This window comes from Ruegeria sp. N8, assembly GCF_056531325.1.
In genome coordinates this window covers 1-12,643 of the sequence record NZ_JBQFLQ010000021.1, presented here as the reverse complement: position 1 = coordinate 12,643, position 12,643 = coordinate 1, and the positions used below count along the sequence as shown (strand labels likewise).

Below are 12,643 nucleotides of genomic sequence, written 5' to 3'. Positions count from 1 at the left end.
ATCAGAACGCGGCGTAGATTGAAACTACGGCGAGCCTGATCCTCCTAAGCCAATCAAACGCTCGTGTTCCAAATCATTCGATGACGGACAGCAAAACCAAGAATTCCAGGTAAACAAGAAGTTTATCTCTGAAGCCTATTGAGGGGATGGCTATGAAAAACGATGCTAACTATTGGTCCATTCCCTAGGAGAGCTGACATGACCAAACTTCGCCTTTTTGGTATCGTCATCCTTTTCCTTGCAGCACTAAGTGGGCTTTCAGAGCACCTGTTTTTTGGCGTTGTCGACCCAAACGGCGTTCTGCAAGAAAGCTTCTTTTTGCCGCTGACTTTCATTCTCGCAGCAATTGGCGTCGTTGTGCTCGTAGTTTCTTTGTTCCAATCGCAGCGTGACTGAGACGTGTCCGTCAGTTAGAACGCTGTTCCAAAACGCAAATCGGGTAATCTCCAGGATGGCGACCTCCGCCCAAGTCTAGGCAGGCCTCCTCATATTGGTAACGTTCGACCGCACGTCCCGCTAGGAACATGCATAACCCGACCGTCAATACGGTGAGCGCCAACAGTATCTTCGTACTCCGTGTCATTGCTCAGTTTATTGTTTCATTCTCTTGGTGTCAGTCAACCAGCTTTCAGATCTTGTCGAAAATTGGCAAACTCTGAAACTCAAACTTCAAATTGGTTTCGTCGAGTTTCTGAATAAGGGACGCGCCCTCGATCAGATCAATCTCGGTCCAGAAGTTTTGGCCTACTAGCTTGAGAAGGTGCGTATCGGCGGAGCGGTGAGCATCTGCATTGATCTTAGCCATCGACTCCTAAATCCAATGATCCATGCCTATACTCAATGGCGCTGTTCAGCGCCCATCAAGCTAGGGAAAATCGTTTCAAGGCTTGACCTTTTGCGATTGCTTTTACGCAAAGGTGGGTATGGTCGGAATGTAAAACCCGGCTTGTCTTGCCTCGCAGTAAATGCACGAGCAGGTCTGCATTGCGCAGACCTTCCCGTGTTGTGAGCTTGCTCATATGCCACAACAAAAAATCCAAAATGATAAACTTTGTTTTTCAAGTCCTAAGTTGAGGTAGCTTCGCTTGTACCGCGAGAGGAGAAAGTTGGTGACAAACAATAGGCCGTTCCCACAAAGTCGAATTGCTCAGCGCATCACTCTGGCGAATATCGCATTCTTAATCTTGGCTTATTTGATGTCGCCAACCAAAGTACAAGCCCAAAGCTCACAGGCCTGCGTAGAATTAGGTTCTCCTCGAATTGAGTACTCTTCTGGATCTGAAAGCACTCGCATCAATCAAACAATCTCAACCACGGAACGCACGTGTCTCCCGATCCCAAACGGACCCATTACAGGACTTACAATTGGAAACTCCTCAATCACGTCCTCAGGTGAAATTGAGTTGTATGTTCCCGGCCAAAACACTGTTCCAAGTAATGCTTCAGTTTTGACGCTTCTGAATGTTGATGTCGCGGCAGGTAGCGGAGACTTTGTTTCGCGAGAAGCCTTGGCAAACAATATCAATGGGAAGCTTCGAGTGAACCTCATCGGAACGTCGATTGGTTCCGGCCGATCCATGACGTTTGCGCCATTCAACGGCGCGAATATCGACCCCACTGAAGTTTACTTCCAGTCCGACCGCCCGCTAACCTATGACAACCTGACCGTTATGGGAGCCACCGAAGTAGTCTTCGGGGCATATAACATTCAGACCCGGGTTGCTGAGGCTTCTGATTTCACGCTGACGAATAGTTCGATTTCTTCGACCAGCGATATGGCGATAGCCGCAGGCACGACTGTTCGACTTGATGCGGCAAGCAGTTTGAACACCGTGAACTTTGAGAATTTTGGCACGCTGGCCGGAACGGGTACTGTGAACGCGTTCAACTTCACAGTTAAGAACGGAGGAGTGCTTTCGCCGGGCTTTTCAATTGGCACACTCAACAATAGTGGCGGCATTGCCTTTGAAACGGGATCAAGGCTCTTGACTGAAGTCGATCCGACGGCCGGGCAAAAAGCTGACTTGGTGTCATCCAGCGGGCCAGTGACGGGAATTGACCGCGCAACTATACAAGTCGAAGCTGCTCGGCCCGGCCTGACAGCGCAGGACTATGCAGCCGGCAACAACTACACGGTATTTCAAGCCTCAAGTTTTGATGGGAACTCACCCACGCTCGTTGCAGGAGGATCTCTTCCAGCGTTGTCCAATCTGACGATAGCCAACACGCCGACCACTGATGGTCAGATTGATATCGCATTCACTGCTCAACCGGTCACAAGCTTGCCCCAGAACCCAGCAGTTACCAATTCGCCAAATGCCAGCAATCTCGCTGGCGCGGTGGCCAACACCACAAACATGTCACCTGGAACCGGTCTGACCAATGGCTCAACCTTGGGCAATGCCGTAAACACGCTTACCAATTCAGGCCTGGCTGGGTTTAACCGTGTGCACGCCGAACCCTATTCCTCGAACCTGACCGTTGGGCTGGAGCAATTAGACCTGATAACCAACACTGTGCTGAGCCACGCTGACTGCCGCAAGTATCAAGCGGTTGGCTTCAGCAATGCGGATCAACCCGTTGCAGCAGGCGAAATCGACACGGCCCTGAGCCCGAGTGGCGCAATTGACTGCTCTGATCGGCGCTGGTGGATCGACACGGCCTATGTGAGCGGGGACGTTGATGGAAGCAATGGCCTTGGGACATTCGACTATTCGCTGGGCACGATTTTGGTCGGAGCGGATGTCGCAAGCACCGATAGAGGTGTGGTCGGCGTGTACGCAGGTTTTGGGACATCCTCCATGGATGAACACGATCAAGTCGATCAGGACTTTTCGACCGACAGCTATCATGTGGGCGTGTATGGGCGTACAACAACCGGAACTTGGGAGTTCTCCGGACTGATCGGTTACATGTTCGGTGAAACTGATGCCAAGCGGAACAACCCTTCTGTTGATGGCTTTACGGGGGGCGAGGCTAAATCGGATTTGGACCAAGAGGGAATCCACGCCGGTATCCAGGCACGGAAGTTGTTTAACCTGGAGAGCGGTGCAAGGGTTTCTACGGTTTTCGGATTGAACTACGGGCGTATCCAACAAGGTTCAGGCACAGAGACTGGCGGTGGTGATTTCAATTACTCGATTGAAAAAGCGAACGCAGAATCGCTGGTCGCTTCTATTGGAATTGACTACCAGCGGGATTTCTTGACAGAGAATGGTTTGCTAACCCCAATCGCCTTTGCCCGGTATGAATATGACTTCTTTGCCAACAAGGACAATGAGCACGAAATCACTGTAACAAGCCCGATATTTGGCACGTTCACGCAAGTCGGTCAAAACCGAGGAGCAAACGGCTTCGTTCTTGGTCTGGGGCTAGGGTATCAGATCTCTGATCTGGCCAGACTAACGGCAGGATATGGCTATTCAGTTCGCTCCAACGGCCAAGAACATGGCCTCGGTGCAAACTTAAGCGTTCGGTTCTGATTAGGGCGGGCCAACGAAGAGGAGTGGTAAGCTAGCTGCAACAACTTGCGGAAGCTATCGTGGCGGTGTGAACTTCATTCTCTAGCGATCAAAATTTGGGGATATTAAAAACATAAAGCCGCGATTTCTTGGCATCGTCTGTCAGGATATAGAGAAGCCCTCTGGTCTCATCGAGGGCGATCCCTTCGGGATGTTTAACTTCTTTTTGTTTTCCATCTTCTGTGAACGTCAAACTGATAGACTTTATGGACTTGGACTCTGGATTGTAGACGAAGATTTGACGGCCTTTGTCACTTACAATCCAAAGAGAACGTAAAGACGGGGACCATGCCAGGCCGCTCAAATCCAGTTCATCATCATCTACACGCTCGGAGATAAAACCTGCATCGCGGGCTAAAGGAATCATCTCAACAATTTCATCTAGCTCTGGTGATACGACCATTAACAACCTTGGTTGTCCCTCAATGCCAATGAAGACCCGCCCGGATTCCGGGTCGACGGCGATGCCCTCAGGTCCCTTGTTCAAAGGGTTACCGACGAGCAATTCAGCGGCATCCGAGTAGCCTTTGAGAGATGTGAGAGGGATTGTAGTTAGTTGAATGGGGTCAGTCGGGTGAACGACTAGAATTGATCGATCAGTTTCCTGAAGTACCAAAACAGACCCATCTTTTCGTGATGCGACGCCCTCCAGATCTGATCCCGCCAATGAAGGCAGCTTGAAAGAGTTTCCTAATGCCCCATCGATTCCAAGTAGGAGCAGTTTAGGTTCAGCGTCGCTTACTGACCACAAGAAGCCTTCGGCGTTGGACAGAGACAATCCGGAAGGCTCTGAGAAGCCTTCCGATTTATCCGCAACCTTGAAGGAGTCGATAAGTGTCAAACCGGGGTTGTCGGCATGGGCGAGCTCGATCCATGCCAGAAATGCAACAGTAGCGCTTGCAAAAGAAGCCAATATCCCAAGCTTGGGGAAGCGCCGTGAAAACCCAATCTTCGACCGAAGCAGCTTGTGTTCTGACATTGGATATTCTCGCGCTTGGACCACATCCCTGTATCAGCGTTCGTATCACAGTCAGAATGCGATGTCCGAAGAATGCACGGTAATCTCTTTACCTGATCGCGCCTGTTGCGATTGAATTGGACAAGATGGCGGAACGCAATCTGCCAGAGCAAGCAGGAAGGAAGTTACGTTGAACAAGGCTTTCCCACTCATGGCCGTGCTATTGATGGTGCTGTTGCCAGGCGCTGCGGTAACTCAAGTCGACCCCGCGACCATGTTGGCCGGTACTACGGAGTCGGAGATACTTATCGAAAGACGTTGGATACAGTTTCGGGGCAAACAGGAACTGTATTTCTTCACTCTCGACGTCATCGTAACTGTCATACTGACTGGACTGATCGTCTATCACCCTGTGAGGCGAAGAGCACGCAGAAGTGTCAGCGATATCGTCATGCCGCGACTGTTCTTCCTATACGCGCTTGTCGGCATGGCGGTCGGATTTCTGGTCATACAGCACGGATCGATGATCGGGTTCGTGATTTTTGGAATAGGAGCTCTGTTAAGGTTCCGATCAAATATGGATGACCCGGTCGACACGGTGGAAATGATTATAGTCACCGTGCTTGGGCTGGCGGTAGGGCTGGGCTTACCCTTGATGGCCACACTGGTGGCGGTTGTATGTTGGTGTTTCATTTGGTTGGGTGGCCGAAACAAAGGTGTGGAAATCTTACTAAAGGGTTCTGACGAAGAGCACTCATTGAAAGTCAGCGGGGACATTGAAGCTATGGCCGCAGACGCTGGCTGGAAGTTGGTCAGAAAACACCACGTACCCGGAAAATCTCGCGTTTCTTTGCTTTTCATTACCTCGGGTGGATTGTCGGAAGCTCGGATCGAAGAGATGATAAACGATCTGGTCCCTGAAAAAGTTGAGCTGAAACTCAACCTCTAATCATTTCACAAGGTCTAAGCGTTTCAACACCGCATTCGGGGATCTGATCTCTTTCGGGAGCGACTTGAAGTTTGCTGACCTTTCGAAATCAGGCCCTCGATATACTGCTATCCCAAACTCTCCGTTTGGTTGGAACGTAACATGAGTGAAGCTGTGAGGTGATTTGGCATTGTCACCAATAAGCCGTCGCGGGCCACCTCCCAAACAAGCTTGGGAAACATAAGCCACACCGTCTTTCCAGCCTGGGTAGAAGGCATGATGGTGGCCTGACAGATGCAGAACGACACCGCTTTCTAGGTAAATTTTTTCAAGTGTTGGGTCACCGATGATTTCGCGTTCGCGCTGGATCGCGAAGGGCCAAAGTGGGAGGTGACTGAAAGTGACAATCGGGTCTCCATCTGAACCCAGTTCCTTTAGCCGGTCCTGCTGGTCGCCGGATAGCGGCCCTAGGGTTGTTGCATCCAAAGACGCAAATGTTACACCCTGCATCTCAAATGCGTAGAAGAACGGGTAGTCATCCGAAATCAGGAAATCGACGTCTGGCTTTCTCGGTGTCCATTGCTCTGCATATATTTTTCTTTCACGCTCGAACCCTCGGTAAGCAGAGGCATCGTGGTTCCCAGGCGTGACCGCAAATGGAATTCCGGCGGCCTCTAAAGGATCTGATACCGCCTCGTGAAAGGCATTCCACATCTCCCTGACTTGTTTGTCTGACAAGTTGGGAATGCGCTGTCCCGCGACCATATCGCCCGTCGAAATCACCAAATCGGGATCAATCTCGATTATCCGTTCAATCGCCGTATCGACCCGAGGCGCATACTTTACCGAACCGTAACTGCCGTTCAGGTCCGATATGACGATGACGTCCAATGCCGCCGCTTTGCAGGCGATTAGAGCGGTCCAAATGAACGCCGCAAAAAGCGTAGAAAGCCTACGGGTCATTACAATCCACTGTCTCTACCTCGGTGTTGTTTCTCAAAAAGAATGCGACAGGATCCAAGTCGAACATCAAATCGCCATTTGAACAATTGCTCTGGAGGATGGACGTTGCCAGCGCAGTATTTTTGACAACTTGTGCAATCTGACTGTCTGACAAACCAAAGCTTTGCGATAGCCAGTCATGAATCGGGCCTTGGGTTTGAAGGTCACTATTCAATGCAACCAGGCGTCGATATGTGCTTGGAGAGAAGTGGCGAATTTTCTCCAGCATTTGAGTAGATTTCGCGAAGTTGGCATACTCGACACGCCCACCAGCATCGTTGTCGTTTAGATTGCTGCGACGGATCAATAACGCGTCGGCGGGAACGTCTCCATCGTTTGGTTCATGGTGCTTGGCTTTCTTATGCTTCAGTTTTCCGTCTTCGACCCAATACCAATAGGGTGTGAAGTCTATGTTTCCCACGCGGTCCTGCTGGCTAAAGATAAAATCAAGGAGAACAATCTCGGTAAGCTCTTGCATCCAAAAGGTCATCTGTTGGTCACTGACATCGGGACCGAGATCCTTGTTGATCATCCGGTCTTTACGGCCTTCTTTAACGCCCTCTGCAATGGCCTCTGGCATGGGTTTCGAAGAACGCAAAGCTAAGAAAGCGGGGGTTTCCTGAAAATCGCGGTTCTGACCTTTCCCCCATCCAGATTTGCGTGTGCCGTTGATTTCCGAGCCGTATCTATGCCCAGGACTATCGAGCAGTACACCGTATATTTGCGTTCGATCCGAAGTGAATAAATCGTCGGTTGGCTGGTATGAGGCTGGGTCAGCATCCGCAGCTGCGAAGACCCGCCAGCCTTCATGGTTCATGCGTCCGCCATGAGAGCCACCAGAAATCGCAAGGCCAGGCTCGGCGACCTCGGAAAAATGCGCCTGGGTGTCCATGCTACGCCAAACGGCGACTGGAATTTTTACAGTCGTGTCGAAATATCTGGAGAAATGATAGTAAAGCAGCGACGAGGTGGAAAAGGTTCCACTGGTGCCCTTTTGGTTCATGGTGGATTTGAATTTGGCCACCCTGTCCTTGGCCAGATCTTTCGCCGCCTTCCCCTCTTTGCAAGCGTTTCTCTCGAACTCAGAACGGTTCCCCGTGTAGGGTCCTTCCGAAATATCGTAGACGGCCATTCCTGGGCTGGTGCTCCAGGTTTTCGGGCAAATAGCAATTTCGGAGGCATAGAAATCGATCTCGCAATAGGCTGTCTCTTCCTCAAGATCGCTTTTTTGATACGCGCCCGTTGGAACTTTTTCGATCCGAATGCAGCGTTCCGTAACGCCGTTGGGACTCTCAAATGTCGTGGCTTCACCGAGGACATCGTCGCTCGCCCACAAGGCAGTGGGTGCAATGAAAGCCAGTGACCCCAGAAGATTGAACCTCATTTGGATACTCCTCCCGATATCATTTGGGGCAAATCGCTGCCTGTTGTTCGGTAGAGATCGTCAAATTGGGGTCGACACTGAATTTGGAGAACTTTGAGTCAATCCACTGGTCACACCCGCCTGAACATGGGGCACCGTTACGGGCCTCATTCCAATAATCCTTGGCCCTTTCTTCCGTCCAACCGCAAAACTGAACGAGCGCCATTGCCGACAATGCTCCCGAGGAATGAACGCCCCACATGCAGTGCACCAGAACAGGACCCTTTCTAGGGTTTTCAATCACCTCATGTATGGACGCCATGACGGCACTGGGACGGGAGGATCTGGCGCTCTGATAGTCAAAGGATCCGTTTCCACAACTGGTGCGACCGTATTCAGTGTTTTTGCCAAAGTCGGCATAAAACCCGGTTGAAAACCCTTCACCGCACAGAGTTTCGCGTTGACCTTCAGTCAGGCCCGTTCGATCCTTATCGCCACCTTTGAAACCAGAGCGATACAATACTCCGCTTAAGACTGGGCGAAAGAAAGCAACGCCGTCAACGCCTCCGTCGCTACCTTTTGAGAGCATTTGACTGTTGCTTGGACCGCCATTTCGACTGGTTACGTCAGAATTCGCAGCGGTTGCGAGAACACCAATGAATATGAGGGACGTCAAAAACCGCATGCCAGCTCCTTTCTATTTTTCAGCCTGTTATGCTCACACTCTTCCCACTTGGAAATCTATTGGAGCGGCTCAATCTCAGCAGCCTTATCAAGTGCGCGATAGACTTTCCGACGTGAAGCTTTAAATCGGCCACACCAGATTGATGATAAAGACGACCACGAAGTAGGCCAGAAAAACTTTCCAGTTCAATTGGTGTTTGTTTTCTTCGTTTATCACGCCGGCCGATTTCAATGCCAGGTTTGTTACAATTAGAGCGACGATGGTAACCGCCGCATGTGCCAAGTCGAAATGCAAACTAAAGCTCCCTATTGCAGATATTTGATTGATGAAAGATGTGTCAGCAGTCACCTGATGGCAGCATAGTTACATCTGAGTACCTTCCCTCAGACGTCGTGATCCGAGCACAAGCAACAGTATCCTTGTTAAACCAGTACGAGGTCAGCCCTTCGCTGCGGACGAGTTCAAATCCGAGACTCTGGATGCCCATTTCAGCTTGGCCCGCTTTTGCCCCTTCAAATGACGAAAGATCGCTAGAGCTGCCCACAGTTGGTGCACTTGCATCCACTGATCCACCACTGTCGTCGCATGCTGCAAGCGCAGTAATACACGCTGTGCCGATCACCAATAGGACCTTGGGTTTCATCTGTTTTTCCTTCGCTTTTTGGACTTGCGTTCCAGGGTCTCTGATTGATCACCTATTCAATTCCGAAAATTACGTTGTAGCCGACGGAAGAGTTGCTGCGATTGATAACCTCCACAACATGATCACCAGATTGCCAAAGCTGCCCTCGATACTCCTTGTCCGCCGACATTAATCCCAACAGTTCAGAACCATCGGGGTTACGAATAACGTAGTCTAAGGAGCCATTTCGCGGAGCAACGCGGACGTAAAGAAACTGTTCGTTCTTTGCCCCGAGAACATATTGCTGTGACGCTCCGGGCGCGAGTTCACCAACGAGTTCGGCGCCGGTGGAACCAGCATCGAATTTGACACGTTGGCTACCAGTAGACCCGGCGGCGCCTGCCATGGCTCCACCGCCATCATCCATCGCTTCGACAACCGACATCTCGCCGATGCTACCATCCTTGTACGCGACGCAGCGCCAAAGTGTTCCGCCTGCGTCTCGTAGCATGACGAGCGTGCCCGCTTCTGAGAACTCTGAGCTTTCAATCGTACCTGATTGACCGTCTGGTCCTCCAACCTGTCGCAAATGATCGATACACGCATCGTCTGCTTCAGACATTGCAAAAGAAGCCGTGCCTGCGATTGCGAACATCGGTGCGAGGAATTTGAGTACAGCGAATTTCATCAGATGGTCCCTTGCTGGCTGATCCTTAGAGTTTTGTTCCGTACGAAGCGGAACCTCACTTCGCGTCTCGTAACTTTGACAGAAATTCATCGCATGCCTGCGCGCTGCCGACGATTTCGTCCGTCGTTTCAATTCCTTGCAGTGACGCCATTTCGGAATTTACGCGGTTGAGGATCTGATCCGCTTGCTCGGCGGTGATAAGGTTCTCAGCTTGTGCTCCTTTCAATGTGGTGCAGACACCGGCGGACAAGCCTGTCGCAACGCCGACACCCACCGCGGCCCCGCCACCCAAGGTCATCGCCCCAACCACGCCGAGGACGAGCCCGATCACAATTCCCAAGATTACTTTTCCCATGTTTTCCTCCCTTTTGGTGAGAAAGAGTTCAGCCACCACTACTGGCGCAATCTGCGTGCCCATCTGCAAATCAAAACCAGCGCTAACAGGTTGAGCGCCGGAGCAATCGCCGCGAACCACGGCTTGGCGGAATCCGAAAATAAGTCCGCCACAAGTATCCAAGGTAGTCCCAACGGCAGCAGGAACACTCCGGACAAAGGGTCTCGTTCCTGTCCCAACCAGCCAAATGTGCCCGTCAAGAATGCAACCAACGCCAACAGGTACAGGACCGCGAATACGATGGTGGTTATTCTACAAACCAAGTCGAGCCTCAGCAGATCAAGCCAGTGCTGCGCAGCCGTTTTCAGCTACGCAGCAGACAGGTCACAATGCGCCTTCGTCGCCAAGGAACTCGATACCAGCTGTCGTGCCATCACTGTAAGCAATGCAATTCCAAGGAGCACGATCCTCGCCAACGCCTACAGTGACCTGTGTTCCTGCCTCGCTAAACGCGGATGAGAGCACCACGACTTGCGAATTGTTCGTTGTGCTGGCTACATCTCGCAAACACGCCTGCTGAGCCGGCGTGAGCTCGGCGGACGCGCTTGATGTACTCGTATCGTCGCAGGCCGCAAGCAGTGCGAAACATGTCGTGCCTGCAATCATCACCATCTTGTTAGACATTTTCTTCTCCCTCTGGTTCCCTTGAAATTAGTGAAATTGGATGGGCTTGTTTGAAGTTCTCGCGTCAGAGCAGGCTATGGAACATACTTCGACCCTATGATTTCCCTTTCCAACAACTTGTCGCGGGGAGCTTGGCGGGCAGAGCGATTTTACTTTGACTACCGAGACCGCCGACAACGTGTGAAAGCTGAATGACGACACTGGCAAAAGCTCGAGCGAATTCTGGAAATAGGGCGAGTACGTTTAGTCTGAGTATCGCGTCCTCCCAAGACTCAATCATTGTAAAGTGCCTTCCGACCGCCAGCACTCACTCCAGCAGTCGGAAGGGCCCGACAAATCGGGCGACAGCGACAACAACGGAGGTAAAATGAAAGTTGTGTCGAATTCGCATGTTTGAATCTATTTTTTAATAAATCAACATTTTTTCCGCACGTAAACTTCTTTACGCTCTCGTACGATAGGCCTCTGCCTTCAAACAAAAAGGTTCGTGGGCGCATCCTTAGGGTCGCGTGAGTTCTTCTGAGCGGCGAAGCGTTTTTCGGCGCACAGAAAGTCAATAAAGGAGTGAAAAATGGGTTTTGTTGAAGCCGTCAAAACGTGTTTCTCGAAATACTTCCAGTTCTCCGGTCGGGCTATGCGCTCAGAATACTGGTGGTTCTTCTTGTTTGTGGTTCTCGTGAGTGCTGCTTTAGCTGTGGTGGATACGATCATATTCGGGACCAACCCAGAAACAGGGCAAGGATCTCGGGTTCTGTCCTCTGTTTTCCAACTGGCTGTTATCATCCCTATGCTAGCCGCCGGTTGGCGGAGGTTGCATGATACAGGGCGACCTGGCTGGTACTTGCTGCTGCCGATGGCGCTCAGCATTACAACGCTTTTTGTTATGCTGGGTGGCGTGGCGTTCTTCTCGGCATTGGAGCAAGGGACCGAAAACCCCGATGCATTGCGAGGACCCGCGGCAGTTCTGGGCGTGACCGGTATTGTCGTTGTCTCAATTCTTCAATTGGTTCTGTCCATCCTGATGATCTGGTGGCTGACACGACCTTCGCAAGAAGGCGCAAACGAATACGGCGAATCTGTTTCCTGACCTTGTTTTCCGGGAAACAAGCCGGGAACCCTGCTGGGTGAAAGTCCGAACCGCAACACCATGGAGAGTGAAAATGAGTTTCAAAACGATTTCCATTGGAGCGTTGATGATGGCAATGGCGACCGCTGCATCGGCGGAGTGGTCGTTCAGTTCCGGGCCTAATCCCAATGCATTTATTCAAACCGGAAACATGACGCTGGAACTTCAGTGTGACCGTATCCGCTTTGCTCCGGCTGGATACGAGGACAGCCAGGACATTGTGCAGAAGCAAGGGCTTTCCATTCGGTTTTTTAAGAGCGGCACCACCGAAGTTGGGGCTTTTCAGGTTGGCGCAGAAAACGCTGCTTTGCAGATCGTCGACAACTATCCCGTCGAGGCCAGTTTCAACAGTCAGCAGGATTATGATTTTGTACTGGACCAGCTTGCAGCAAATGCATCGGTTAATCTGTCCATGATTGATCAAGACGTCAGCTATGGAATCTTTGACTTGAAGGGTTCCAGCGCGGCAATTCGATCCCTTCGTTCTGCGTGCAACTCGAATGTTAGCCAGGAGGCCTCCTACGAAGCACCCGAAGGCATTGTCTATTGTGGTGGCGGAGCGATAAAACGCGTGATCGAACCCGTAATTTTGGAGAACCCGGACGGAGAGTGGGACGCGCGAGTAACGGTTAACGGCGAGACGATCAGAGCCATGACAGCCTACAGCTACTTCGGAAACTCTGAGCCACCGGCCGGATTTGTCGTCGCCCTTCTTGGTGAAGACAGGTCCGA

The 12,643-nt window shown here is 51.3% G+C and carries 15 protein-coding genes; 5 read left to right on the top strand and 10 right to left on the bottom strand.

The genetic code is table 11. The features are described from left to right. Positions 1-198 precede the first annotated feature (198 nt). Positions 199-396 (top strand): DUF3955 domain-containing protein, encoded by a 198-nt coding sequence (locus ACR0C5_RS19470; RefSeq protein WP_170428322.1) that lies wholly within the window; start codon positions 199-201, stop codon positions 394-396. Between the two features lie 232 nt (positions 397-628). Here ACR0C5_RS19470 and ACR0C5_RS19465 read toward each other — a convergent pair whose 3' ends face one another. Further along, the gene (locus ACR0C5_RS19465) at positions 629-805 is read right to left on the bottom strand and encodes a hypothetical protein (protein WP_480878580.1); all 177 of its coding nucleotides are present in this window, start codon (positions 803-805) and stop codon (positions 629-631) included. 304 nt (positions 806-1,109) lie between these two features. Here ACR0C5_RS19465 and ACR0C5_RS19460 point away from each other — a divergent pair, with 304 nt between their 5' ends. Then, positions 1,110-3,482: an autotransporter family protein gene (locus ACR0C5_RS19460; protein WP_480878578.1), complete on the top strand. Its 2,373-nt coding sequence runs from the start codon at positions 1,110-1,112 to the stop codon at positions 3,480-3,482. Between the two features lie 88 nt (positions 3,483-3,570). On the opposite strand, the gene ACR0C5_RS19455 is transcribed toward ACR0C5_RS19460, so the two are convergent. Continuing rightward, positions 3,571-4,500, bottom strand: coding sequence for an SdiA-regulated domain-containing protein (locus ACR0C5_RS19455; RefSeq protein ID WP_480878576.1), 930 nt, complete (start codon positions 4,498-4,500; stop codon positions 3,571-3,573). Between the two features lie 169 nt (positions 4,501-4,669). Between ACR0C5_RS19455 and ACR0C5_RS19450 the strand changes: the two genes are divergently transcribed. Next, a complete protein-coding gene (locus ACR0C5_RS19450) occupies positions 4,670-5,428 on the top strand; it encodes a hypothetical protein (RefSeq protein WP_480878574.1) in 759 nt (252 codons plus the stop codon). On the opposite strand, the gene ACR0C5_RS19445 is transcribed toward ACR0C5_RS19450, so the two are convergent. The 8 genes from ACR0C5_RS19445 to ACR0C5_RS19410 form a co-directional block, all read right to left on the bottom strand. Further along, positions 5,429-6,370 carry a metallophosphoesterase family protein gene (locus ACR0C5_RS19445; RefSeq protein WP_480878572.1) on the bottom strand — a complete coding sequence of 314 codons (942 nt, stop codon included), beginning with the start codon at positions 6,368-6,370 and terminating at the stop codon, positions 5,429-5,431. After that, entirely contained in the window at positions 6,360-7,793 is a 1,434-nt protein-coding gene (locus tag ACR0C5_RS19440; protein ID WP_480878570.1) for a hypothetical protein, read from the bottom strand. The genes ACR0C5_RS19445 and ACR0C5_RS19440 overlap by 11 nt, the downstream gene beginning before the upstream one ends. A gap of 19 nt (positions 7,794-7,812) precedes the next feature. After that, positions 7,813-8,457 (bottom strand): protein-tyrosine phosphatase family protein, encoded by a 645-nt coding sequence (locus ACR0C5_RS19435; RefSeq protein ID WP_480878568.1) that lies wholly within the window; start codon positions 8,455-8,457, stop codon positions 7,813-7,815. 120 nt (positions 8,458-8,577) lie between these two features. Continuing rightward, positions 8,578-8,751, bottom strand: coding sequence for a hypothetical protein (locus ACR0C5_RS19430; RefSeq protein ID WP_165590775.1), 174 nt, complete (start codon positions 8,749-8,751; stop codon positions 8,578-8,580). Positions 8,752-8,794: 43 nt separating this feature from the next. Next, complete coding sequence (locus tag ACR0C5_RS19425) at positions 8,795-9,100, bottom strand: hypothetical protein (protein WP_082643644.1); 306 nt, start codon at positions 9,098-9,100, stop codon at positions 8,795-8,797. 52 nt (positions 9,101-9,152) lie between these two features. Then, positions 9,153-9,767 (bottom strand): hypothetical protein, encoded by a 615-nt coding sequence (locus tag ACR0C5_RS19420; RefSeq protein ID WP_480878565.1) that lies wholly within the window; start codon positions 9,765-9,767, stop codon positions 9,153-9,155. A 55-nt stretch (positions 9,768-9,822) separates the two neighbouring features. Beyond that, on the bottom strand, positions 9,823-10,185 hold the full coding sequence (locus ACR0C5_RS19415; RefSeq protein WP_170470484.1) for a hypothetical protein: 363 nt from the start codon (positions 10,183-10,185) through the stop codon (positions 9,823-9,825). Positions 10,186-10,485: 300 nt separating this feature from the next. Next, complete coding sequence (locus tag ACR0C5_RS19410) at positions 10,486-10,785, bottom strand: hypothetical protein (protein ID WP_170418729.1); 300 nt, start codon at positions 10,783-10,785, stop codon at positions 10,486-10,488. Positions 10,786-11,356: 571 nt separating this feature from the next. Between ACR0C5_RS19410 and ACR0C5_RS19405 the strand changes: the two genes are divergently transcribed. Beyond that, the gene (locus tag ACR0C5_RS19405) at positions 11,357-11,872 is read left to right on the top strand and encodes a DUF805 domain-containing protein (protein WP_480878562.1); all 516 of its coding nucleotides are present in this window, start codon (positions 11,357-11,359) and stop codon (positions 11,870-11,872) included. 73 nt (positions 11,873-11,945) lie between these two features. Further along, positions 11,946-12,643: hypothetical protein (locus tag ACR0C5_RS19400; protein ID WP_480878561.1), on the top strand; the 698-nt coding region annotated here is incomplete at its 3' end.